General features: G+C 63.4%; 23 protein-coding genes. 9 read left to right on the forward strand and 14 right to left on the reverse strand.

Going from position 1 to position 23115, the window contains the following annotated elements:
• The first annotated feature begins 110 nt into the window (after nt 1–110).
• Together A5707_RS18540 and A5707_RS18545 are read left to right on the forward strand one after the other, a co-directional pair.
• Nucleotides 111–1331, forward strand: coding sequence for a CaiB/BaiF CoA transferase family protein (locus A5707_RS18540; protein ID WP_065015906.1), 1221 nt, complete (start codon nt 111–113; stop codon nt 1329–1331).
• A gap of 203 nt (nt 1332–1534) precedes the next feature.
• Nucleotides 1535–2539: a cytochrome P450 gene (locus A5707_RS18545; RefSeq protein ID WP_232000757.1), complete on the forward strand. Its 1005-nt coding sequence runs from the start codon at nt 1535–1537 to the stop codon at nt 2537–2539.
• Between the two features lie 19 nt (nt 2540–2558).
• Here the strand turns inward: A5707_RS18545 and A5707_RS18550 are convergent, their stop codons facing one another.
• The 9 genes from A5707_RS18550 to A5707_RS18590 all read right to left on the reverse strand — a co-directional run bounded on the left by A5707_RS18550 (nt 2559) and on the right by A5707_RS18590 (nt 9883).
• Entirely contained in the window at nt 2559–3023 is a 465-nt protein-coding gene (locus A5707_RS18550; protein ID WP_065015908.1) for a hypothetical protein, read from the reverse strand.
• 129 nt (nt 3024–3152) lie between these two features.
• Nucleotides 3153–3755, reverse strand: coding sequence for a TetR/AcrR family transcriptional regulator (locus tag A5707_RS18555; RefSeq protein ID WP_065015909.1), 603 nt, complete (start codon nt 3753–3755; stop codon nt 3153–3155).
• A gap of 46 nt (nt 3756–3801) precedes the next feature.
• The gene (locus A5707_RS18560) at nt 3802–4971 is read right to left on the reverse strand and encodes a lipid-transfer protein (protein ID WP_065015910.1); all 1170 of its coding nucleotides are present in this window, start codon (nt 4969–4971) and stop codon (nt 3802–3804) included.
• Complete coding sequence (locus A5707_RS18565; RefSeq protein WP_065015911.1) at nt 4968–5420, reverse strand: MaoC family dehydratase; 453 nt, start codon at nt 5418–5420, stop codon at nt 4968–4970. Before A5707_RS18565 ends, A5707_RS18560 begins: the two co-directional genes overlap by 4 nt.
• A complete protein-coding gene (locus A5707_RS18570) occupies nt 5417–6529 on the reverse strand; it encodes an acyl-CoA dehydrogenase family protein (RefSeq protein WP_065015912.1) in 1113 nt (370 codons plus the stop codon). The genes A5707_RS18565 and A5707_RS18570 overlap by 4 nt, the downstream gene beginning before the upstream one ends.
• An 18-nt stretch (nt 6530–6547) precedes the next feature.
• Nucleotides 6548–6961: a Zn-ribbon domain-containing OB-fold protein gene (locus A5707_RS18575; protein WP_065015913.1), complete on the reverse strand. Its 414-nt coding sequence runs from the start codon at nt 6959–6961 to the stop codon at nt 6548–6550.
• Nucleotides 6961–7512 carry an FAS1-like dehydratase domain-containing protein gene (locus A5707_RS18580; RefSeq protein ID WP_065015914.1) on the reverse strand — a complete coding sequence of 184 codons (552 nt, stop codon included), beginning with the start codon at nt 7510–7512 and terminating at the stop codon, nt 6961–6963. The genes A5707_RS18575 and A5707_RS18580 overlap by 1 nt, the downstream gene beginning before the upstream one ends.
• Before the next feature lie 17 nt (nt 7513–7529).
• A complete protein-coding gene (locus A5707_RS18585) occupies nt 7530–8711 on the reverse strand; it encodes an acyl-CoA dehydrogenase family protein (RefSeq protein ID WP_065015915.1) in 1182 nt (393 codons plus the stop codon).
• Nucleotides 8711–9883, reverse strand: a complete 1173-nt coding sequence (locus tag A5707_RS18590; RefSeq protein ID WP_065015933.1) for a cytochrome P450 — start codon at nt 9881–9883, stop codon at nt 8711–8713. The genes A5707_RS18585 and A5707_RS18590 overlap by 1 nt, the downstream gene beginning before the upstream one ends.
• A 279-nt stretch (nt 9884–10162) precedes the next feature.
• Between A5707_RS18590 and A5707_RS18595 the strand changes: the two genes are divergently transcribed.
• Together A5707_RS18595 and A5707_RS18600 are read left to right on the forward strand one after the other, a co-directional pair.
• Nucleotides 10163–11620 (forward strand): aldehyde dehydrogenase family protein, encoded by a 1458-nt coding sequence (locus A5707_RS18595; RefSeq protein WP_065015916.1) that lies wholly within the window; start codon nt 10163–10165, stop codon nt 11618–11620.
• Nucleotides 11617–13980 (forward strand): CaiB/BaiF CoA transferase family protein, encoded by a 2364-nt coding sequence (locus tag A5707_RS18600; protein WP_065015917.1) that lies wholly within the window; start codon nt 11617–11619, stop codon nt 13978–13980. The genes A5707_RS18595 and A5707_RS18600 overlap by 4 nt, the downstream gene beginning before the upstream one ends.
• Nucleotides 13981–13982: 2 nt before the next feature.
• On the opposite strand, the gene A5707_RS18605 is transcribed toward A5707_RS18600, so the two are convergent.
• The 3 genes from A5707_RS18605 to A5707_RS18615 form a co-directional block, all read right to left on the reverse strand.
• The gene (locus A5707_RS18605) at nt 13983–14453 is read right to left on the reverse strand and encodes a MaoC family dehydratase (RefSeq protein ID WP_065015918.1); all 471 of its coding nucleotides are present in this window, start codon (nt 14451–14453) and stop codon (nt 13983–13985) included.
• Nucleotides 14450–15643, reverse strand: a complete 1194-nt coding sequence (locus tag A5707_RS18610; RefSeq protein WP_065015919.1) for an amidohydrolase family protein — start codon at nt 15641–15643, stop codon at nt 14450–14452. Before A5707_RS18610 ends, A5707_RS18605 begins: the two co-directional genes overlap by 4 nt.
• Before the next feature lie 79 nt (nt 15644–15722).
• Complete coding sequence (locus A5707_RS18615; protein ID WP_065015920.1) at nt 15723–16367, reverse strand: cysteine hydrolase; 645 nt, start codon at nt 16365–16367, stop codon at nt 15723–15725.
• Nucleotides 16368–16427: 60 nt separating this feature from the next.
• Here A5707_RS18615 and A5707_RS18620 point away from each other — a divergent pair, with 60 nt between their 5' ends.
• On the forward strand, nt 16428–16865 hold the full coding sequence (locus A5707_RS18620) for a nuclear transport factor 2 family protein (RefSeq protein WP_065015921.1): 438 nt from the start codon (nt 16428–16430) through the stop codon (nt 16863–16865).
• On the opposite strand, the gene A5707_RS18625 is transcribed toward A5707_RS18620, so the two are convergent.
• Together A5707_RS18625 and A5707_RS18630 are read right to left on the reverse strand one after the other, a co-directional pair.
• Nucleotides 16855–17754 (reverse strand): TIGR03619 family F420-dependent LLM class oxidoreductase, encoded by a 900-nt coding sequence (locus A5707_RS18625; protein WP_065015922.1) that lies wholly within the window; start codon nt 17752–17754, stop codon nt 16855–16857. The two genes, A5707_RS18620 and A5707_RS18625, sit on opposite strands and share 11 nt — an antisense overlap.
• A 10-nt stretch (nt 17755–17764) precedes the next feature.
• Nucleotides 17765–18859 carry an acyl-CoA dehydrogenase family protein gene (locus A5707_RS18630; protein WP_065015923.1) on the reverse strand — a complete coding sequence of 365 codons (1095 nt, stop codon included), beginning with the start codon at nt 18857–18859 and terminating at the stop codon, nt 17765–17767.
• A gap of 118 nt (nt 18860–18977) precedes the next feature.
• On the opposite strand from A5707_RS18630, the gene A5707_RS18635 reads away from it, so the two are divergent.
• The 4 genes from A5707_RS18635 to A5707_RS18650 form a co-directional block, all read left to right on the forward strand.
• Nucleotides 18978–20174, forward strand: a complete 1197-nt coding sequence (locus A5707_RS18635) for an amidohydrolase family protein (protein WP_065015924.1) — start codon at nt 18978–18980, stop codon at nt 20172–20174.
• Nucleotides 20175–20181: 7 nt separating this feature from the next.
• Complete coding sequence (locus A5707_RS18640; protein WP_065015925.1) at nt 20182–21147, forward strand: acyl-CoA dehydrogenase family protein; 966 nt, start codon at nt 20182–20184, stop codon at nt 21145–21147.
• Nucleotides 21144–22343, forward strand: a complete 1200-nt coding sequence (locus A5707_RS18645) for an acyl-CoA dehydrogenase family protein (RefSeq protein WP_065015926.1) — start codon at nt 21144–21146, stop codon at nt 22341–22343. The genes A5707_RS18640 and A5707_RS18645 overlap by 4 nt, the downstream gene beginning before the upstream one ends.
• On the forward strand, nt 22343–23115 hold a 773-nt coding region (locus tag A5707_RS18650; protein WP_156658121.1), incomplete at its 3' end, for an AMP-binding protein. The genes A5707_RS18645 and A5707_RS18650, both read left to right, overlap by 1 nt.

Genomic DNA, 23115 nt, shown 5'->3' on the forward strand with positions numbered 1-23115 from the left:
CCGAGCAACCCGGGCGGCTCTCGCGGCGCCCGTAGTCCGTTTACAATACCGATCGAAAGTGACATTCTCATTTACGTAAATGTCGGTTATCGCAAGTTCAGGGAGGCGTCATTTCCGAGGAGAGGGTGCTCAGCGGAGTTCGTGTGCTAGAGGTCGCCGCGTGGACTTTCGTGCCCTCGGCCGGCGCGGTACTCGCGGAGTGGGGCGCAGAAGTCATCAAGGTCGAGCCGCGCGACGGCGGTGATCCGCAGCGCGGCCTGGTCACGATGGGAATCGTTGACGCGGGCGGCGGATCGGTCAACTACATGATCGAAATTCCTAACCGGGGCAAGAAATCTATCGGGGTAGACCTGAGCACCCCCGGCGGTCAGGAAGTGGTGCGCGAACTGGCCAAGACCTGCGACGTGTTCTTGACCAGTTATCTGCCGGAGCGCCGCAAGAAGCTCGGCATCGACGTCGAGGACATCAGAGCGGCCAACCCGAGCATCGTTTACGTCCGGGGATCAGGGCACGGGCCGAAGGGGCCCGATGCCGACAACCCTGGCTACGACGGTGTTTCCTACTGGGCGCGTGGCGGAATCGCTAACGTTCTTACCGAGGATGCCGACGAGCTGGTGCGCTCGCGGCCCGCGTTCGGAGACCTGCTCGGCGGGATGACGATCGCGGGAGGGATCGCCGCCGCCCTCTACAAAAAGGCAACGACCGGGAAGGGCTCGGTGGTCGACGTCTCCCTTCTCGGATTGGCCGCGTGGAATCTCAGTCCCGACGTCGCGGTGAGCCAGATACACGGTGGCAGCGCCATTCCCAAGTACGGGCACGCCGATTCGCCCAATCCGCTGGTGGCCACTTACCGCACAAAAGACGACCGCTACGTGCAGCTGATGATGCTGCAGCTCGACAAGTTCTACGCAGAGGCGATGCGGGTGATCGGTCTTCCCGAGTTGGTCGACGATCCGCGGTTCGCCGATCCCGCCTCGCGGTTCGAGAACCGTGTCAGCCTGGTCGCGCTACTAGACGCGGCGTTTGCCAAGCGCACGTTGGCCGAATGGCGCAAGACTCTTGCGGAGCTCTCCGGGGCGTGGGGAATCGTCCAGACACCGGCCGAGCTGTGTCAGGACCCCGCCGTCGTCGCTAACGGTTACGTGGCCCTCACCCAAACCGTGAACGGTGCGCCATTTTCGTTGCCCACCAACCCTGTTCAATTCGACGAACAGGCGGTCATCCCGCCAGGCGCACCCGAGCACGGCCAGCACACCGAGGAAGTTCTGATGGATGCGGGCATGGACTGGGATACGATCACGAAGTACAAGGAATCCGGGGCGATCCTGTGAGCTCCGCGATCTCCATCGAATTCGACCCCTTCTCCGCGGACTTTTTCAACGGCGCCTACGACACCTACCGACGGCTTCGCGACGAGACGCCCATCTATTACAGCGCGAAGTGGGATTTCTGGGCGCTCACCCGGTATGAGGATGTAGCTCACGCGACAAAAGACCACGAAACCTTTTCGTCGGCCAAGGGCGCGACGCTGGACATGGTCAAGGCCCATGACGACGCCATCCCGGTGCCGAAGGTGATCATCTCCATGGATCCGCCCGAGCATCAGAAGATGCGCAGGCTTGTCAGCAACGTGTTTACCCCGCGGGCGATCGCCACGTTGGAAGACATGGTGCGCGAGAAGGTCTATGAGCGTGTCGAGGCGCTGGATCCCGCGTCTTTCGATGTCGTTGCCGACTTCTCGGCCCTGTTTCCCAACGAGGTCATCACGACGATGCTCGGTGTGCCGAAACAGGACCGCGACCAGATCCGCCTCTGGCTGGACTTGCTGCTTGAGCGCCATCCTGGCGAGATCGCTACCACCAAGCGGGGCTACCAGGCGTCGGTGAACACCGGTCTGTATTATTACGACCTGGTGCAGCAGCGGCGGGCCCGACCCGAAGACGACATGATCAGCCGTTTGATCGAGACGGAGATCGAACGCGATGGGGTGGTGGAAAAGCTCACCGACGTCGACATCACCGGTTTCGCAACGATGCTCGGCGGGGCGGGCGCTGAAACAGTCACCAAGTTGGTGGGCAATGCGATGGTCGCCTTCGCTGATTTTCCCGACCAGTGGCGCAAGCTTCGCGACGACCGAAGCAAGATCCCGGCCGCGGTGGAGGAGTTGCTGCGCTACGAGGCTCCCTCCCAATATCAGGTTCGGACCGCGACGCGGGACGTAACTTATTACGGGACAACGATTCCGGCTGGCAGTGCCGTGCTACTGGTCACAGGGTCGGCGACACGGGACGAGCGTATGTTCGATGACCCCGACCGGTTGGACATCGATCGAGACCGCAAGATGGGTTTCAACCTCGCGTTCGGCTACGGCATACATAGTTGTCTCGGTGCGGCGCTGGCGCGCATGGAGAGCCGCATCGCACTCGACGCGCTGTTGGACCTCCTTCCCATGTACGAAGTCGACCGCGACGGGCTGCAGCGGGTGGCGATGGCGAATGTCTGTGGCTGGTCTAATGTTCCCGTGCGCAGGATCGGTTGAGGACTGACGAGAAGGCCAGCTATCTGGCGAGCAGAGGCGACACAGGTCCGGCTGTCCGGTTCTTGCCGACGTGGAACGATTCCGTGAATGTCATTTCCGAAGCCGCTCCAACGGCTTTCATCGCGTGACGCTTGAACGCCTGCGCGGCAGTACTGAGTCGATGTTCGATCTCGGTACTGGCTTCGAAGTTCGTCGGCCGCGTTCCGCCCCACAGCGCCAATTCGGAACGTCGAGCTCGAGCCGCATCCATGACGAGATTGCGCACACCTTGGTGTTGCGCTTGCAACGCGGCTGTGACGACGATCGCATCCGGCCAGTCTGCCCCGAAGTCAAACTCAGCCGGCAAGGTCTGTGCGCAGACACCGAGGATCTGAAGCGCCATTTCATCGCCAACGGTCTGCAAATAGACGTCCACATATAACCCGGTGCGAACTGAATCACAAATGAGTCCGCCCGCACCGGAAATCATGTCGGCCGCATCCATGCCGAGCACCAGAAGTCTGTGCGGGGTTGCTCTGCCGAGGCTGGCCTGACGTCCACGAGTGGGTCGTGTCGGGGGATCGTGCATCGCAGATGCCACAGTCAGTCCACCTCCGCCTTCCTCGGCTGCCGTTTATCGCCGTCGCGCGCGGCCGTCGACGAATCCATTAACGACATAGGCGCGCACGAATTCGGCGACCGCGTCGTCGTCGCGCATGTCGATCGATGGTGACGGGGTCGTGAAGAGCGAGAACAGGATTCGAGCAAACCATTCTGTCGCCGTGGGGATGTCGAGATCACTCCGAACCTCGCCCGTCAACCTGGCTGCCGATACGTAGGGTGCCAGGAACTCGGTGCATTCCTTGAGGAGCATCGCCGCGTTTTTCGTCATCATCAGGCTGACTTCCGCCTCGTCGAAGTACGCCTCCGGCTCGACGACGCGCCGTGCTTGGCTGACGAAGACGGCGGCTTCCACGAGACGGCCCTCCAGCGTGCTACCGCCTCGACGGTCGATCGCCTTCGCCATGTTGCGGTAGAACCGCTGTGACGCCGCCTCGGCGCAAGCCTCGACGATTGTCTCCTTGTCCCGGAAGTATTCGTAGAAGGTGCTGCGCGATACATCGGCGGCCCGGGCGATGTCGACGATGGTCGTCTTAGCCAGGCTTTGGGTCCGAAAGCAGGCGAAGGCCGCCGAGATGATCACACTGCGAGTATCGGTCGCGGTTGCCTGCGTCATTGAGGTCCCCTTTCTGGTCTCCCGACGAGAGTAGCGGTGCTGCCGCTCACCGGTCGGGTGCCAGGATCAGTCCGCTGGTCGGGACCCCGGTCCCCGACGTGACCAGGACGTGCTCCACGCCGTCGACCTGGTTGCAGGACGTTCCGCGGACCTGTCGGACTCCCTCCGTGATCCCGTTCATCCCATGGATGTAGGCCTCGCCGAGTAGCCCGCCGTTGGTGTTGATCGGCATCCGCCCGCCCAACGACAACTCGTCGATCGACACAAAATCCTTCGCCTCGCCCCGTCCGCAGAACCCGAGTTCCTCGAGTTGGGTGAACACGAACGGAGTGAAGTGGTCATAGAGGAACGCCGTCGAAATGTCATCCGGTTTCAGCCCGGAGTCGCGCCACAGCTTGTTGCCGACCACACCCATTTCAGGTAGCCCGGTGATCTCTTCGCGGTAGTAGCTCGTCATCACCTCGCCGTCGTAGGCCGCGCCCTGGGCGGCCGCGGTGATGACGGCAGGCGGCTTGGGCAGATCCCGCGCCCGCTCGACGCTTGTCACTACCATCGCGACGCCGCCGTCGCTTTCCTGGCAGCAATCCAGCAGACGCAGTACCGGTTCGACGATCCAGCGCGACTCCTGATGATGCTCAAGGGATATCGGCTTGCCGTAAAACCAGGCATCCGGATTGTTCGCGGCGTGTTTGCGGTCGATGACCGAGATCTTGCCGAAGTCGGCGTTGGTGACCCCATACGTCGACATGTACCGCTGAGCGTGCAGGGCGACCCACGCGGCGGGCGTCATGAGACCGAATGGGGCATACGGAGCCATCCACAACGGCGTCACACCGGGTTGGCGTCCAGCACCACCGAACCGGAAGCCGGAGCGCTCGTTGAACGCCCGATAGCACACCACCGCATCCGCGACGCCAGTCGCGACAGCCATCGCGGCCTGCATCACGGTGCCCGCAGCGGCGCCGCCCCCGTGCGGCACCCTGGTGAAGAACGACAGGTTCTCGATGCCGACGTTGCGGGCGACCTCAATCTCCTCGTTCTCGTCCACGGTGAACGTCACCATGCCGTCAATATCGCTGGGCTGCAAGCCTGCATCGTCGATGGCCGCCTTAACCGCCTCGCAGGCCAGTTGCATTTCGGTTCGCCCAGACTCCTTGGAGAATTCGGTCTGACCGATACCGGCGAGGGCCGCTTTCCCACTGATGCTCGCGCTCATGTATCGATTCCCGCGAGCAGGCTCAGCACCGCGGTGCCGGAGACATGGTCGCCCAGACTGTTGGTGCCCTTGAAGGTGACCTCGACCAAGCCCTCGCCGTCGGCCGACGACTTGCCGGTGACGCTGCCTTCGAAGCGCAGGGGATCGTCGGGGTAGGCGGGCACACCTAGGCGAACGGAAAGCTTCTTGATCATCGCCTCGGGTCCAGCCCAGTCGTGCAGAAACTTCACACACAGCCCGTTGGTGGTCAGGATGTTGAGGAAGATGTCCTTGGAGCCTTGGGAATTGGCGAAGTCGCGGTCGTGGTGCACCGGCATGTAATCACGCGAGGCGATGGCGCCCGCGACGATCAGCGTGGTGGTCACCGGCACGTCCATGGGTGTGACCTCGTCATCCACATTAATGGCGTTCCAAGCCAGGGTCGTTGCGCGCTTGACGGTGGAGGTCATGTGCCGTTTCCTTCCGCATATGTATTACCGAGCCGGACCAACTGCTGTGAGGCGGACCCGAGCGCGAGTTCGTTCTGCTTGGCCCACAGAAAATAACGCGACAGCGGGTAGGTGACGTCGATTCCCATGCCGCCGTGCACCTGCTGGGCCGAGGCCGTGACACGGGCGCCCGCCTCGGCGGCCCAGAACTTGGCGATGGCGGCCTCGCGATCGGCCGGTCGTCCTCGCGCGATCAACCATGCTGCGTGCCATGTGGTCCACCGGATAGCTTCGACGTCAATGAACGCGTCGGCGAGTCGCTGCTGGACGGCCTGAAATGACCCAATGGGGCGGCCGAACTGTTCACGTTCGCTGGTGTACGAGGCAGCCAGTTTCAAAGCCCTATCCACGACGCCGATTTGGATCGCGCACAGGCCGACGAGTGCCCGGTTGTAGAGCGAGCCGACGATGTTACCTGTGCTGTGCTCGCTGAGCCGGCGGCCGACCGCGCCGGTCAAACCGAGCTCGGCGTGCGGTTCAGCGTTGGTGGTGGACACCGGTGTAATGGCCACCCCATCGGTTGCGGTGTCGACGATGAACAGCCCGGGGCCGTCGTCGGTCTGCGCCGACACCACGACGGCCGATGCGAGTTGCGCCGCGGGGACGAGCTCCTTGCTGCCGTCAAGCCGCCACGTGTCGCCCTCGGAGCGTGCGGTGGTACGCGGTGCGGTCGGAGAAGAGTTGCCCGGTTCGATGAGCGCCGCGGAAAGGATCGTGCTGCCGTCGATCACACCGGGCAAATACTGGTGTTGCATCGCGGAATTCCCGTGCCGCGCAATGGTGTCTGCACCCAGAACGAGGGTGGCATAGACGGGTACCGGCGCAACACTGAATCCAACCTCGCTGAGCAAAATGCCCAATTCGAGGAATCCGCCACCGCTGCCGCCCACGGATTCGGGTAGTGCGATGCCGAGCAAGTCGGCGGACGCGAGTTCCTTCCATAGTCCGGCGTCGTAACGCACGTCGGCGGACTCCAGTTCGGTTAAGTGCTCGGGTGTGGCGCGATGTTCGAACAGTTGCCGCGCGACTTTACCGACTGTCTCTTGTTCTTCGGTGAAGGTGAAATCCATTGCCCCGATCGCCTTTGGTCAGCCGGCTGGGCGGAATTGGTGCAGTACCAACTCGTCGCCACTTGGAAGGGCTTCGAAGGTCTCGTAGAAGACCTCGACGGGCATGCCGACCTCGATGGCGGCGGGTTCGATGTCGCAGAGGTTCGACACGATGCGTACACCCTCGTCGAGTTCGATGAGCGCGGCGACGTATGGGTACTGGAGGAACGGCAGCGGCGGGTATTGGGGCATCACGAAGCTGTACACGGTGCCGCGACCGGAAGCCACGACGTAGTCCCACTTCAGTGACTGGCACTTGCCGCACATCGGCCGTGGCGGTACGCGCAACGTTTGGCAGTCCCCGCAGCGCTGAATGCGAAGTTCGTGGTCTTTCAGGCCCGACCAGAAGAATTCGGTGTCGGGACTGACGGAGGGGGCGAGTCTGCTGGCCATCAGGTTCCCGTCCTGAATCGCAGCGTGCGGAACCATTGGCGGCCGATGACCTCGTCATTCTGATCGCGGTAGGTGGTCACCCAGGTGACGAAGAAGCCGTCGCCCATCGCCGTCTTCTTTTCGTCGGAGATCGAGTCGAACACGGTCTCGGCGGTGATCTGGTCTCCTACCCGGGGATAGCGTTCGATCTCGAACTCGGAGTTCGTCGCGATGATGCCGGTATAGCCGGCGTCGGACAGGAACTGCAGCGGGTTGCTCTTGATTTCGATCGGCACACCGCCGCGCTCGCGAATACCGACCAGCTTCGGTGCCGGCATCGTCCAACTCTGCAGCATCACCGGCGGGGAGACCAAGCCGCCGTAGCGAGAGTTTCGGGCGAATTCCTCATCGAGGTAGGCGGGGTTCATGTCGTCCAACGCGTGGGCCCAGTGGCGGATCATGGCGGCATTTACCGGGTCCGGCGCGCGTGAAGGTTTGCCGACGCCGTCGGTGGGTGTGCCGATCAGCGCGTCGAGGCGCCGGCGCAGTTCATCTTTGGTCAATTCGGTCACGGGGTTGGGTAATCCTTTCAGGAGGCTCGCATGTCGCGGGGTGCGCGCGGCATTCCGAGGCCGGCCATCGCAATGATGTCGCGTTGCAGTTCGTTGGCGCCGCCGCCGAATGTGTTGATGACGGCGAGTCGATAGGCGCTCTCGAGTTCGCCCTTGAGTGGGGCCGACGCACCCTTAAGCAGGCCTGCTTGGCCGACCACGTCGAGCAGCTCACGGGCCACCTGCTGGGTGAGCTCGGTGCCGAAAACCTTTGCTGCCGAAGCCTTACCCATACCCAGCGCACCGGAGCTCATGTTGGTGTTCACCCGCAGATTGAGCAGTCGGTAGGCTGCGACCTGCGCCTCTACCCGCGCCAGAGCCTGTTGCACCCACGGCTGGTCGATGACGAACCCGTCGTCGAGCTTGGTGGTCTTGGCCCATTCCAGCGTCTTGTCGAACAACGGCTCCAGCGCACCGAGGTTGCCCAGGGCAGCGCGCTCGAGGTTCAGCTGATTGGTGACTAGCTTCCAGCCCTGGTTCTCACCAAGCACGATGGCGCTCTCGTGGACGCGCACATCGTCGTAGAAGGTGTAGTACGTGGAGACACCAGGCATCGTATGCAGGGGTTTCCAGGAGAAGCCGGGGGAGTCGGTGGGCACAATGAATACCGTTATGCCCTTGTGCTTCTTGGCTTCCGGATCGGTGCGAGCGGCCAGCCAGATGTAGTCGGCGAATTCCGCGCCGCTGGTGAACATCTTGGAGCCGTTGATTACGAACTCGTCGCCATCACGTACCGCACTGGTTCGCAACGAGGCCAGGTCGCTTCCCGCACCGGCTTCGGAGTAGCCGATCGCGAATTCGACGGTACCCTTGAGGATTGCCGGAAGGAATTTCTGCTTCTGCTCCTCGGTCCCGTACTGGACGAGTGTGGGACCAACTGTGTTCAGCGTGATCATTGGCAGTGGCGCATGGACTCGGCGCGCTTCCTCGCCGAAAATGTACTGCTCGAGGGCTGTCAAGCCGCTGCCGCCGTATTCGACCGGCCATGCCACACCGAGCAATCCGGCCTCGCCGAGCGCACGCCGACACTCGGCTACCGCCACGCCGCCCTCCATCATCCCCGCGACGGCCTTGCGCCGTTCGGGGGTCATGACAGCCTCGAGGCGTTCGCGATAGTTCTGTCGGAGCTGTTCCTGCTCGGGGGTGTAGTCGAAATCCATCAGACGCCCGCTCGCATCCGTACCGGCATGCGCTTGACGCCCGGCACCATCGTGGCGCGCAGCCTTGTCACATCGCCGGTCAGTTCGATGCTCGGATAGGTGCCCAGCAGCACCTCGAACATCACCCTTGCCTCCAGCCGTGCCAGTTGGGCGCCCAGACACGCATGTTCGCCCGCCCCGAACGCTATGTGGGGGTTAGGGTTTCGGGTGATATCGAACTCCTCGCTGGTGGGGCCGAAGATCTCCTCGTCGCGGTTGGCCGCACCGTAGAGCATGACCACCGTTTCGCCCGCCCTGATCTGCTGGCCGCGGATCTCGACATCCTGGGTAGCCTCGCGTGCCATGTGGGTCACCGGGCTGGTGAACCGCAACATCTCTTCGACCGCCAGTGGCAGAAGCTCGGGCTTCGAGCGAAGCAGGGTGAACTGATCAGGGTGGTCCAGCAGCGCCAGCGTGCCAAGACAGATCAGGTTTCGTGTCGTCTCGTTGCCCGCAACCAGCAATAGAAAGGAGAAGTTGAGCAGGTCCGCATCGGTGAGGCGCTCGCCGTCTACCTCGGCGGCGGCCAGGATGGACAGCAGATCGTCTTGACCGGTGACCTTGCCGGAGCGCCGCGCATCGATCAGTTTGGTGAAGTACTCGTACAGTTCGCCGAGTGCCACCATGTTGTCCAGCTCGATGTCGGGGTCGGCGGTGCCCACGGCCGCGTCCGACCAGGTACGGAACTGCTCCCAGTCCTCGGGCGGCGCGCCGAGCATCTCGGCGATCATCCGGGTCGGCAGCGGCGCGGCAATCTCCTCGGCGAACTCGTACTCCCGCGATGGGTCGACGCCGTCAAGAATGCCTTTGACGATCTCGCGCACCTTGGGTTCCAGCAACGTGACCTGCCGTCGGGTGAAGCCCGAGTTGATCAGCTTGCGCAGCTGCCGGTGCCGCGGCGGGTCGGTGAAGATCAGGTTTCCCTCCTGCACCGGGGTGGGCATGGACGGGTCCGGGATCGTGATGCCCTTCGTCGACGAGAATGTCTGCGGGTGGCCGGAGACGTGGCGGATGTCCTCGTACTTCGTCAGCGCCCAGAAACTCGTTACGTCGTTCCAGACGACCGGGGTGCTGTTGCGCAGTTCTCGATAACCCGGATACGGGTCGCCGGCGTAGTAGTCCGGCGAGTGCAGAGGCAGCACGGACGTTGGTCTGGAGGTGGAGTTAGCGGACACTGCGGGCCTTCCTCGAGACAGGGCTGACCGGACATCAAATCTCTATCTGTCCAGTGATGCTGTGTCTACAGCACCAGCATCGACCGTGTCAATCACTCTTTTCCCAGTTGAAAATCAATAGTGTTGACGGCGCAGGCTTTGCAGGTGTACATAATCTGATGAATTGTCGGACTTGTTGCGCCGGCATCGGGCGACATCGAAGACTTCGGAGACCAACCAGGAAGGTCCAGTGATGTAATGGCCGAGTCGGGCCTCGTCGACAGCTACGGCGTCTACATCGACGGCGAATGGGTCGAATCGGACAGCGGGCGATATGACGTGGTCAACCCGGCCACCGAACAGGTGATCGCCTCGGCGCCGGATGCTGGGATCGGTCAAGTCGAGCGGGCGATCAGCGCGGCGCGCACCGCGTTCGATTCTGGGCCGTGGGCGGCGGCGGATCCTGCCGAGCGATCTCGCTGCCTTCAGCAGCTCAGCGACGCGCTGCTCGCCCGGAGCGAGGAGATCTACGCGCTCGCGCAGGCCGAGTGGGGCTGTACAGCAAACGAGCGCCTGATCCATGTCGAGGGGCCTGCCTTCATGGTCGGTCATGCCGCGGAACTCGCGATGGAGCCGGCCGAGGCACCGATGGACGCGTGGGGCGCGGCTGGCACCACATTGTTGCGCTACGAGCCACTCGGCGTGGTGGCGGCGTTGACGCCGTGGAACTTCCCGCACACGCTGAACGTGATGAAACTGGGCGCCGCACTGGCCGCCGGCAACACGCTCGTCCTCAAGCCCTCGCCGCTGACTCCGCTGGCCGGTCTCGCGCTCGCGCGGCTCATCGACGAGGAGACCGATATTCCACCCGGCGTGGTCAACATCGTCACCCCGAGCAGCGTCGAGGCCAGCAGGACTCTGACTTTGGACCCGCGGGTCGACATGGTGAGCTTCACCGGAAGCTCGGCTGTCGGTCGCGATGTAATGGCTGGCGCCGCAACCTCAATGAAGCGAATCCTGCTCGAGTGCGGTGGCAAATCAGCGAGCATTCTGCTCGACGATGTCGAGCTGACCGACGAATTGTTCGAACGGCTTCTGTTCGAAGGCTGCACGATGCACGCGGGACAGGCGTGCATCCTCAACAGTCGTCTGCTGGTCCCGGAGAAGCTGCACGACGACGTGGTCGATCGCCTGGCCGAACGGGCTCGCAACATCACAGTGGGAGACCCCACCGATGATGCGACCGGCATGGGCCCGCTGATCAGTTGCCAACATCTGGAACGGGTCGAGGGTTTCGTCATGCGCGCCGAAAGCGACGGCGCCAAAATTGTCACCGGCGGTAGGCGGCCGAACGGGCGCGATCGCGGATTCTACTTTGAGCCTACGGTTCTGGCCGATGCCACCGTCGAGTCGAGCATCGCGCAGGAGGAAGTGTTCGGTCCGGTGTTGACGGTGCTGCGTTACCGCAACGATGACGAAGCGGTCGGCATCGCAAACAATTCCGCGTACGGCCTCGGTGGCGCGTTGTGGGGCACCGACATCGAACGAGCGGTCGGACTTGCCCGACGGATCAGGACCGGTCAGATCTCGATCAACGGAACGATACCCGGCGACGCGCCTTTCGGCGGGTTCAAACAGAGCGGAATCGGGCGCGAAGGCGGCGTAATGGGGCTGCGGGCATACATGGAACCGAAGGCAATCGGAGTTCCTGCGTGACTGGATCTCTGTCGGGGTTGCGAGTCGTGGAAGTCGGCACCGACATCGCGGCACCGTATTGCACCAAACTGCTCGTCGACCTCGGCGCCGACGTCTACAAGGTCGAGTCGCCGGCCGGGGATCCGCTGCGAAGCTGGGGTGCGTCGAGCGGACTGTTCGAGTATTTGAACAGTGGAAAGCACGGGATAACAATTGATCTTGAGGAACACCCCGGTGCGCTTGCTGAGCTTTTTGCTAAAGCAGACGTGGTAGTCGAGGATCTGCCGGTCGGATCGGCCGACAGGTTGCACTGGGGGCTCGATCGCGAAGCTCTCCAACGCCTCAATCCGAATCTCGTTGTCGTCCGCATATCCGACTATGGCCAGGAGGGCCCACGCCGGAATCGCCAGTCGACGTCGTTGACCCTGCAGGCCGCGTCGGGATGGGTCAACACTCGCGAACTTGGCCGGACGCCGGTGCAGGCCGGCGTCCGTATCCCCGAGTACATCGCCGGCAGCTACGCCGCTCTCGGGACCCTGACGGCCCTGCGGGTCGCGGATGCGGGTCTTGAGCGGGTGATCGAGGTCGATGTCTCGGCGTTCGAGTCTCTGTTGTCAACCTTGGCGTATCCGATGCTGATGGCTGAGCGTTTGAAAGGCCTTGGTCTTCCGGCGAATTCAAAGGCGGGTCCTATGCTCGGCATCGTGCGCGCCGCGGACGGCTGGATTGGGATCAACTGCTTGACCGGGCAGCACTGGCTGGACGTCTGCGCGATGGTAGGGCTGCCGGAATTCGGAGAGTGCCAGATAGCCATCATGCTGGGCGGGCCCGAACGTGAGGAGTTCTTCGCGAAGGCGCAGCCGTGGATCGATTCGATGACGGTGGCCGATCTGGTCGAGTTGAGCCAGGCGATGCGAATCCCCGCGGCACCGGTCAACGACGGAGCCTCCATCCTCGACTGTCCCCAGTACCGCGAGCGCGGTTTCTTCATCGAGAGCGAATCGGCGGGCCGGCGCTTCCTCCGGCCGGGCGCTCCGTTCCGGTTGGCCCGCACGCCGGTTGAGCCACCGGGGCCAGCGCCGCAGCTCGGCGATCGAGCGGCAGCTTCATTGCACGGTCGACGAGCGAAGCCCGCCGCAATCGAAGTTGACGATGTGACAATGCCCTTCGCGAATCTCAAGGTTTTCGACCTGAGCACTTTCTGGTCCGGCGCCTACCTCACCTGCTATCTGGGTGCATTCGGCGCCGATGTCGTCAAGGTCGAGTCGATCCAGCGTCCGGACGGTCACCGATATTCGGGCTCGCTGCTGCGCAGCAGCGATGACTGGTACGAGATAGGACCGATGTGGCAGGGCACCAACCTCAACAAGCGCGATATCACCTTGGATCTCGGCACCGAAACCGGCCACGAATTGGCCCTCAAGCTGGCCGCCGAGGCAGACGTCGTGGTGGAGAACTTCTCGCCGCGCGTGGTGGAGCAGTTCGGTTTGGACTACGCCTCGCTGGTGAAGGTGAATCCGAACGTCATCATGGTCCGCATGCCGGGCCTTGGGCTCGAAGGTCCATGGCGTGACTACGTCGGGTGGGCACTGAACTTCGAGCAGATATCGGGGATGTCGGCAGCCACGGGTTACCGCGACGGTCCACCGTGCAACCTGCAAGGGCCTGCCGATCCGATCGTCGGCGTGCACGCGACCGTCGCACTGCTGGCCGCGCTCGAGCACAAGCGCAAAACCGGTGAAGGCCAACTGATCGAGGTCGCACAGATCGAGGTCGGTGCCGCGGTGACTGCCGAGCCGGTCATCGAATACTCGCTCACGGGCCGGGCGTACGAGCGAGAAGGCAACCGCCACCGCAACTATGCACAAGGTGTCTACCCGGGCAGTGGCGACGACGAGTGGGTGGCCATCTCGGTACGTGATGACTCCGACTGGGCCGCCGTCGTCGACATGATCGGCCGACCCGAACTGCGCGACGATCCGCGGTTCGCCTCAGCACGGGCACGGCTGCACAACCAAGAGGCGTTCGACGAAATCCTTTCTGGATGGACGGCGGGTCGACCGCCCGACGAGATCGCCGAGGCGCTCCGTCGCCGCGGTGTGCCCGCGGAGCGGATCCTCACCGCGGACCGGATGTACGACGTCGACCAGCTCGCGGCGCGCGGCTATTATCAGGAGCTCGAGCATCCGCTCTCTGGCCGACAGAGGTTCCCGGGCTGGCCATTTCGGATCACGCCCGGACCCCTTCGGCATCACCGCACACCGTCGCCGACGCTCGGTCAACACAACGACGAGGTGCTGGGCGCCCTGGGTTTGTCCGACGATGAGCTGACGAAGCTGCGCGACAATCAGGTGATCGGCGAACGCCTGCGCAACGCGTAGGTTCAGGCATCGACCATGGCCGCGATGGTGTCGACCACGCATGCCGGCCGCTCGGATCCCTCAACCTCGACGGTGACCCGCACGGTAGCCCTGCCGCCCTTGTCGTTGCGTTCCAGCTTGATCAGTTCGGCGCCGGCGCGGATGCGCGAGTCGACCGGCACCGGGGCAGGGAAGCGGAGCTTGTCAGAACCGTAGTTGATCTGCATCGACAGCCCTGACACCCGGTAAATCTGTTGCACGAGAATGGGAACCAGCGACAGCGTGAGATATCCGTGCGCAATCGTCCTACCGTACGGACCTTTGGCCGCCCGCTCCGCGTCGACATGGATCCACTGGTGGTCACCGGTCGCCTCGGCGAACAGATCGATTTCCTTCTGTGTGACCTCGTGCCACCCGCTGTAGCCGAGGTGTTCGCCGACGTGGGATTCGAAGCCGGAGATGCCCTCGTAGACGGTGGGGGAGGCCTGTGTCATGCCGGGACCTTGAGCTTTAGCTGCTCAATGGCGTTGCCGCCCATGATCTTCGCCTTCGCGGCATCGGAGATGCCGTCGAGCCGGTCGACAAAACTCAACGGATCGCCGATGCCCTCGGGGTGGGGAAAGTCGGAGCCGAACATCACGTGGTCATCACCCATGATGTCGACGATCCCCTTGACGTCGTCCTCGAGGAACGGGTGGATGTAGATGTTGCGTTTGAACACCTCGACGGGATGCTCGTCGAACTCCTTGGGCATGATCTTGTACGCGGTGTTGAGCTGTTCGAGGAGATTGCGCACCCAACCGCTGCCATTCTCGACGCAAAAGATCTTCAGGTCGGGGAAGCGCGACAGCGCACCGTGGCAGATCATCGCGGCCAAGGTGTCCTCGATGGCGCGGTGCCCCATGACCACCTCGCGCAGTGCGCTCGGCTTGAATGAGAGGTACTCGTCGCCGCCCTCCCATTCCATGAGGTGCTTCTGGTATCCGCTGTCCGAGGCGTGCATGGTCACCGGAATGCCGGTCTTGACGACTTCCTCCCAGAACGGGTCGAACTCGGGCAGGCCCATCGACCGCGAGCCGCCGAAGCGGCTGGGCACCGGAGCAGGGCGGACCAGAAACGTTTTCATTCCCCGCTCGAGGCACCAGTGCAGCTCCTTGATGGCCTCGTCGACGAGTGGCAGGCAGATGACGGGCGTCGCGAAGATACGGTCGTGGTAGTTGAACGTCCAGTGTTCGTGCATCCACTCGTTGAGGGCGTGAATGATCGCGTGGGTCAGGATGACGTCGTCGGTGGTGCGTTCCTCGATGAGGCTGGCGAGGGTCGGGTACATGACGCATTGGTCGATGCCGAGCTCATCCATCAGCTCTAGTCTGGGACCCGGATCCTGGTAGGCGGGGATGACATTCATTGCCTCACCGATGAACTCGCGGAAGTTGAGCCCCTCTGGATTGTTGCCCAAGAAGTAGTCCTCGGCGCTGCCCGGCCTCGCCACCCGCTCGAACGTCGGATTGGGAATCATGTGGCTGATGTGATCTTTCACGACGAGCTTGGGCCGTCCGTTGACCTCGACATAGCCGACCTTGCCGCGGTGCTCCTTGGGCAGGTATTTGGTGAGCGCGTCCGTCGTCTCGTACATGTGGTTGTCGATGTCGAAGATCGGGTAGGGCAAGGACCGGGTAGACATGTGGCTAATCCCTCCAGAGCAGCGAATATGATCATTTACGCTATGTGAAAACGACGTTATCACCAACGCTCCGCAACAGCTATGCGGGGCTACCTCCCGCGAGTTCCTGCCACGCTTTGACGACTGCTTCGGTAGTGGTCACCGTGCTCAACAGCGCCAACGTGTTGTCGATGATCGATTCCGCGTATTCGCGCGGGTAACCACATACCGCATCACGGGGCAGCACGAACTGATAGCTGCGGTTAACCGCGTCCATCGCGAAGTTCTGAATCGCGATGTTGACCGAAACACCGACGCCGACAATGGTCTTGATCCCGAGATTGCGCAGCACCGAGTCGAGGTCGGTACCAGTCATCGGTCCGACACCGTGTGTGCGGGTGAGGACCAGATCACGCGGATCCGGGCCGAGCTCGGGCAGTACCGAGCCGCCGGGGCTGCCCGGAGTCAAATCGGCGCTGAACGATTTCCCAGCCATGAACAGCCTGGCGTTGGTGTTGGACCCTCGGTTGTCTGGGCGTTTCTGGATCAGGCAGTGCACGACCGAGACGCTCGACGCGCGAGCCGCGCCAAGGAGCCTGACAATGTTGGGGATCGCCTCCCGTCTAGCTTCCTCGGCGAGCATCGGCAGGCCGGCCTGGGCGCCGATCACACCGCCCTGGCATTCTTGGGTGACCAGGGCAGTGGTGGCGGGGGTCAACAGGTCGAGCAGGCTCGGTTGCGGCATGAGAATAGACGTTATCGTGTGTGAGAACGCAATTTCCAGTTAATTGACCGAGGAGTGCAGATGGAGGCCTGGGAACTCGACATCCGCGAGTCGGTGCGCCAGACGCTCGCCGACTACACTGCCGCCACCGACCGGTTCGATCTCCGCGGCCTTGCCGCCTGCTTCGCACCCGACGGCGTCCTCGAGTTCACCGGCGGAGCACGACCACTCACCGGTCCTGCGGAGATCGAGGCGGGACTCGGCGCCGCCGTGTCCAGAGACCCTGACACAAAGGGACAAGCGCCAACACATGTGCGCCATCACGTTTCGAGCATTCGGTTTGGCGCTGTGGCCAGGGATCGGGTCGAGGTCAGCAGCTATTTCGCCGTCCACACCGACATCGGCCTCGACCACTGGGGACGCTATCGCGACGTTCTCGTCCCACTCGACGGCCGGTGGCTGTTCGCGCATCGGCGCATCAGCGTGGACGCCTTCGCACCCGACAGCCTTATGCGATGAACTCCGCTGCGAAAGCGTGCGCGAGGTCGACGTACTCGGCCCGGGTATCTCCGTGGGGCGCGACGGTCAGCCAGGTCACGCCCATCGCTTCCAGCTGTGCGATCGCAGCGTGCCGTTCGTCGGTCGACTTGCTGTCGTCGAGCAGGTTGCCTGCCGAGAAACAGATGTCCAGCGGTGCGGTACGGCCGATCTCCGCCGCGTATTTCTTGGCCCAGACGATTGCCGAAGCTAGTTCTTCAAGCGTGGAAATCTCCGCGGTCCGGGACGCCATCGCGTAGCCGAATGTGTTGAACGGCGCCCACCCCTGTGCGCGGGCAACCGCGCGGCGTACCGCGGGCTTGCTGTTGCCGCCGACCCAAATCGGTGGCGGAGTCACCGGTACGGGATGCAGTCGCACACCTCGAGCGGCGAATGAGCTGCCTTCGTAGGCGGTGTCCTCACCGGTGAGCACCTTGCCCAGCACGTCGAGCGCCTCGTCGAGCAATGCTCCGCGATTGTCGAAATCTATTCCGAGCGCTTTGAATTCGGGTTTGAGGTAGCCTGCGGCGGTGCCAAGTATCAGCCGGCCGCCGGAGAGCACGGCCAGGCTCTGGATCGACTTTGCGCCCAGGAAAGGATTGCGGTAAGCGGCGATGTAGACGTTGGTGAGCAGCTTGACGTCCGTTGTGGCGGCTGCCGCGAACGACAGCGCGACGAACGGGTCCAGGGCGTGGTGTCCGCCGTGATCGAGCCATTTCGCGTCGGGGGCGGGGTGGTCGGTGACGTGCAGTGCGGCGAATCCGCTCGCCTCGCCGATGCGCGCGATTTCGGAGATCGCTTCGGCGGTGACGAATTCGGATAGCGCTTCTACCCGGTGGGTGGGCAGTTCGAGGGAGTACGAGATGGTCACAATCGTCCTTTCATGGTGCGGCTAGGGTTGCCAAGCGTTGGGCGTGATTGTCGGGGCTGCCGAAGATCAGCTCCGTGGCCTTGGCGCGCCGAACGTAGAGGTGAGCATCGTGTTCCCAGGTGAATCCGATTCCGCCGTGGATGCGCATGTTGTCCAACGCGACTTGGAGAAAGGCTTCCGAGCAGGCCATCTTCGCTACTGACGCAGCCATCGGCAGGTCGCTGCTGTCGGCGCACTCCGCGGCATGAACGGCGGCAGAGCGGGCACCCTCAACCAGCACCAGCATGTCCGCGCACCGGTGTTTGACGGCTTGAAAGCTGCCGATGGCCCGTCCGAACTGGATTCGCTGCTTGGCATAGCCCACGGCCATGTCGAGGCAGCGTTGGGCGGCGCCAACCTGCTCGGCGGCCAGCGCGGCGATCGCGAGGTCGCTGGTCCGGGCCAGGCCCGTGGCCGCGTCCCCGTCCGTTCCGATCAACCGGGCGGGAACGTCGTGAAACTGAAGATGCGCGACCTTTCGCGTGCGGTCCAGCGTGGCGAGTGGTTCACGGGTGAGCCCGTCGGCGTCCGCCGCGACTGCGAGCAGCGACGTACCTGCGCTCGTATTCGCCGCGACCAGAACAATATCCGCGGTGTGGCCGTCGAACACGAGACCAGCATCGCCATGAATCCGGTGACCGGCACCATCGGCGCGTGCCGTCAGTGTGACCGCTTGCGGATCCCACGCACCCAGACTCTCATTGAGGATCACCGTTGCGGTCTTGGACCCGTCGACGAGACCCGGTAGATAGTCGCCCATCGCGGCGGTGTCGCCGCTGCAGAGAATCGCTTGCGTGGCGAGTGCGACGGTGGAGAAGAACGGCGCGCACAGCAGCGCGGCGCCCATCTCCTCGAACACGACGGCGAGTTCGGACATCGTGGCACCCGCCCCGCCGTACTCCTCGGGTACGGCGATGCCGTGCAGCCCGAGCTCGCTGGCCATCTGGCTCCACACCGATTCGTCATATCCCTCCGTGGTGGACATGAGGTCGCGTACCCGGCCGGACGGCGACGTGACCTCCAGGAACTCCCGCACCGCCTGCCGGAGCTCGTCGGCCTCACTCATCGCGGATTCCTTTGGTGTGGGGTCTGCCCGACCCGGACCCGGGATAGGCATTGCCGAAAGAGGATAGTATCTTTCCTGAAATAAGAGAATCATCATTCTCGCAAGAAGGAGCCGCACGGTGACGACGAAACTCGACTACGGGATCATCGACTGCGACACGCACTGCTACGAGACGCGGGATGCGTTTACTCGGTACCTGCCCAAGGAGTTCCAAGATCGGGCGATCACGACCGTGCGCGGAGCGGACGGGGTCGAGGTAATCCTCGCCGGTCACCGTGTCGCGACCTTCAACAGCGAAGGAGGGTTGGGTCTGGACGTTGCATACCGCCCCGGATCGCTGAAAGAGATGCTGAGACAGATGGGATCCGGCAACCCAGAGGAGTCCTACGAACCGCAGCCCATGCAGCCCGAGTACATCGAGCGTTCAGCTCGGCTCGCGGTGATGGAGAAGCAAAACGTCGAGCGGATGGTCATCTATCCCAGCGGAATGGCTCTGGCTGCCGAACACTACGTTGACGACACCGCCGCGCTGTACGCGAATCTCCGGTCGTTCAATCGATGGTTCGACGAGGAATGGGGCTTCAACTACCAGGACCGCATCTACGCGACCGGGCTGCTGTCGCTTCGCGACCGAGACTCGGCCGTGGCCGAAACCGATGCGTTGATCGCGCAGGGTGCGAAGTTCGTCCTGCTGCCGACGGGCCCGGCATATGGCCGATCCCCGGGCGACCCCTACTTCGATCCGATTTACGCCCGACTTCAGGAAGCTGGCTGCGTTCTGGTGTTCCACATCATGCCCTTCTGGTACTTCGATGCGATCTCACCCGCTTGGGGGCACTGCGCAGATCCTGCCTCGTGGCACATGTCGGCCTGGCAGTGGATGAACGTCTACGGTCAACGCCCGATCGAGGACACCCTCTCGGCGCTGATCTTCGACAACCTTTTCGGCCGATTTCCCGGGTTGAATGTGCTTGTCGCCGAACACGGTGCCGAGTGGGTGCCCTTTTTCACGAAACACATGGACAAGAGCCGCGGCATGGGCCGAAATGGTCCGTGGATCGGCGGGAAACTGACGGAAAAGCCGTCTGCGATCTTCCGGCGGCACGTTCGGGTGGTGCCGTATCCCGAGGACGATACGCCCGCGATCGTCACCAGCCTGGGCTACGACGACTGTCTCGTGATGGGCTCCGATTACCCGCATGCAGAAGGGCTGGCCGAGCCCGCTGACTTCGTCAAGTTGCTCGATCCGCTCGACGACGCCGCCAAGAAGCGAATCATGCGGGACAATGCGGATCAGTTAATAGGGCGGAGCTAGGCGCTCGATGGCAGATGATGACGTCGACCTCGAGCTGTTGCGCGAAGCGGCGCGCGACTTCCTGAGCGGGCGGGTCGCGCAGGATTCGGTCAAAGAGCTCGCGGCAATGGATTGGACGGGGCTGCTCGTCGAGGAAAAGCTCGGCGGTAGCGGATGGCGGCCAGTGGAGACGACCGTCATCGCCGAGGAGCTCGGCCGCGCACTGAATTCGTCGACATGGTTCGGATGTGTGCTGTCTGCCGCGGCGTTGGCCTCGGCGCCCGGCGAGGTGCGCGACCGATGGTTACCCGCGATGCTCGACGGGACCGCGGCGGCGGGCTGTACGCTGGCGGACGACACGGTCCGGGTTGCGAGCGGCAATGTCATCGACATCCTGGTCACATTGGGGCGCAACGGAATCAGTCTGTTTGAGATGTCCGACGCAATGCCGAGGAGCCGCGATGACGAGTTGTTGGATGTCAGCCGCGCGGCATGGCGCGTTGATCTCTCCGGGAGCGCGAGCGTCCTGATCGGCGGACCCGAACAAGCTGATCGGTTGCTCGCGGTCGCCAGGGTTCTGCTCAGCGCGGATTCGCTGGGAGCCTTATCAACCACATTCGAGCGGCTGGTCGCCTACCTGAAGGAGCGCATCGCTTTCGGTGTGCCGATTGCGAGTTTCCAAGCGGTGCAACACCGGTTGGTGGATCTGTTGGTCTTCGAGGCGAAGGCGCGCGCGGTCATCATGAAGGCCGCCCGTGCCCTGGAGGCCGACGAAATTTCGGAAGACGCGATCGCGTTGTCCGCTGCGGCGCACGCATTCGTCGCTGCGAAGGCAGCCGCTGCCGTCGACGAGTGCATGCAGCTGTCGGGCGGCATCGGATTCACCTGGGAGTACCCCTTGCACCACGAACTGCGCAGGGTGTTCACGAACGGCTATCTGCTCGGAACCGCTCGCTCCAGTCGTGCGCTTCTCGCCCAGAGGTCGGGTTGGTGAGCGCCGCACCCGCCAGGCCCAGCGAAGCACAGCTGACCGAGTTCAGACATCGCGTCAGGGCGCATATCACCGAACACGCACCCCGATTCGACGCGCGAGAAGGGCACCGTGCACCGGAAAACCCTGAGCGGGAAGCGCAATTGCGCAGCTGGTTCGCCACGTTGTTCGAGGCCGGCTTCGTCGGCGCAGACTGGCCCGTCGAGCACGGCGGACGTGCCGATCACCACCCGCTGCATGACCGCATACTCAGCGAGGAGATCCTGCGCGCCCGCGCTCCGCGGCCCGTCGACCAGGTCAACCTTGCGGCCCACGTGCTGCTGCACTTCGGGACGGACGAGCAGAAGGCCGAACTGCTGCCGCCGATTCGCCGCAGCGAGCACGTGTGGTGCCAGCTGCTCAGCGAACCTGATGCCGGCAGCGATATCGCCGCGGTCCGCAGCAGGGCTGTCGAGCGTCCCGACGGAACGTGGGTGATCGACGGTCAGAAAACCTGGATCTCCGACGGGCACTGGGCGGATATGGGGCTGGCCCTCATCCGAACGGATCCCGCTTCAACGCGCCACCACGGCCTCTCGGTGTTCGCGGTGCCACTGTCGATGCCTGGCATCGAGGTCCGCCCGATCCGGACGATCAACGAGGCGATCGAGGTGAACGAAGTATTTCTGGATGCGGTCACGGTGCCTGCGGCAAGCCTGATCGGAGAAGTCGGCCAAGGCTGGTCGATCATCATGGCGGGCCTGGATTTCGAACGCTTCGGGATCGGTGGGAACGTCATCCTGCTGGAGCTGCTCATCGATGACCTGGTCATGGTGGCGCGCAATGCCACCCTCGACGGCGTCCCGGTGTTCGAGCACGATGACATCAGGCAGACAGTGGCCGAGCTGGCCGTCGACGTCGAAGTGGCGAAGTCGTTCATCGACGATCACGTCGAACGGCTCATCGTCGGTGCGGAACAACCGGGCGACGGTTCGATCGCCAAGCTCAGCTTCTCCGAGACGTATCACCGGGTTTCGGCCTACGGCACCGAACTCGCCGCGACCGTATGCACCGTGGCCGCCGACACGAGTGTCGAGCTGGCGAAACAGCGTCTGCGAGAATGCTGGCTGTGGTCGCGTGCTTATACGATCTCCGGCGGAAGCAACGAAATGATGCGCAACATCCTGGCGAAGCGGCGGCTGCTGCTGCCGAGCCGCTGATGTCCGGAACCTATTGGAACCTTGTCGAAGCGGCGGCCGAGACATATCCCGACCGGGTCGTCCTCGTCGACGACTTCGGCCGCAGCCTGACGAGTTCCCAGCTGCACGATGCAGCGGCGAGCACAGCAGCGGCACTATTCGAACGCGGGGTTGGTGACGGGTCCGTCGTGTGCTGGCAGCTACCGACGACGTTGGAGACGATGGTTGTGATGGTGGCGTTGACACGTCTTGGCGCCGTGCAAAACCCCATCCTGCCGATCTGGCGTGAAAGTGAAGTCCGTTTCGTCACAGAGCAACTCGGCACCGAGATGATCATCGTGCCGGGCATATGGCGCGGCTTCGACCATGTTGCCCTTGCCGATGAACTCGCAAGGGATCAGCCGATGACCGTCGTCGTCGTCGATCACGCGACCCCCATCGGCGACGGCCTGCGGCTTCCTGCCGGTGATCCCGTGTCGCTACCCGCTCCTCCGACGGCGGCGACCATGCCTCGGTGGGTCTACTACTCGTCGGGCACCACCGCGGCCCCGAAGGGCGTGCGGCATTGCGATCGCTCGGTGATCGCCGGGTCGGCCGGGGTGGTGGGGATGTTCGGCGCCTCGAACAGTGACGTCAATCCGATCGCATTTCCGGTGTCGCACATCGGCGGTGCGGCGATGCTGGCGGCAAGCCTGCTCACCGGTATGCGACTGGTGCTGTTCGACGCATTCGACCCAGAGCTCACACCGAGGGCGATCGCAGCACACCGGCCGACGATGCTTGGCTCGGCTAC

This window comes from Mycobacterium kyorinense (assembly GCF_001672775.1).
Classification (GTDB): domain Bacteria; phylum Actinomycetota; class Actinomycetes; order Mycobacteriales; family Mycobacteriaceae; genus Mycobacterium; species Mycobacterium kyorinense_A.

Bases quoted from the DNA above. Each gene is read 5' to 3' on its own strand.
- A5707_RS18570 (WP_065015912.1), bottom strand. From the start codon at position 6,529: ATGGATTTCACCTTCACCGAAGAACAAGAGACAGTCGGTAAAGTCGCG.
- A5707_RS18605 (WP_065015918.1), bottom strand. From the start codon at position 14,453: ATGACACAGGCCTCCCCCACCGTCTACGAGGGCATCTCCGGCTTCGAA.
- A5707_RS18565 (WP_065015911.1), bottom strand. From the start codon at position 5,420: ATGACCTCCACCGTCAAGCGCGCAACGACCCTGGCTTGGAACGCCATT.
- A5707_RS18555 (WP_065015909.1), bottom strand. From the start codon at position 3,755: ATGACGCAGGCAACCGCGACCGATACTCGCAGTGTGATCATCTCGGCG.
- A5707_RS18545 (WP_232000757.1), top strand. From the start codon at position 1,535: ATGGTCAAGGCCCATGACGACGCCATCCCGGTGCCGAAGGTGATCATC.
- A5707_RS18560 (WP_065015910.1), bottom strand. From the start codon at position 4,971: ATGAGCGCGAGCATCAGTGGGAAAGCGGCCCTCGCCGGTATCGGTCAG.
- A5707_RS18615 (WP_065015920.1), bottom strand. From the start codon at position 16,367: ATGCCGCAACCGAGCCTGCTCGACCTGTTGACCCCCGCCACCACTGCC.
- A5707_RS18550 (WP_065015908.1), bottom strand. From the start codon at position 3,023: ATGGATGCGGCCGACATGATTTCCGGTGCGGGCGGACTCATTTGTGAT.
- A5707_RS18630 (WP_065015923.1), bottom strand. From the start codon at position 18,859: ATGAGTGAGGCCGACGAGCTCCGGCAGGCGGTGCGGGAGTTCCTGGAG.
- A5707_RS18575 (WP_065015913.1), bottom strand. From the start codon at position 6,961: ATGGCCAGCAGACTCGCCCCCTCCGTCAGTCCCGACACCGAATTCTTC.
- A5707_RS18595 (WP_065015916.1), top strand. From the start codon at position 10,163: ATGGCCGAGTCGGGCCTCGTCGACAGCTACGGCGTCTACATCGACGGC.
- A5707_RS18610 (WP_065015919.1), bottom strand. From the start codon at position 15,643: ATGTCTACCCGGTCCTTGCCCTACCCGATCTTCGACATCGACAACCAC.
- A5707_RS18620 (WP_065015921.1), top strand. From the start codon at position 16,428: ATGGAGGCCTGGGAACTCGACATCCGCGAGTCGGTGCGCCAGACGCTC.
- A5707_RS18640 (WP_065015925.1), top strand. From the start codon at position 20,182: ATGGCAGATGATGACGTCGACCTCGAGCTGTTGCGCGAAGCGGCGCGC.
- A5707_RS18585 (WP_065015915.1), bottom strand. From the start codon at position 8,711: ATGGATTTCGACTACACCCCCGAGCAGGAACAGCTCCGACAGAACTAT.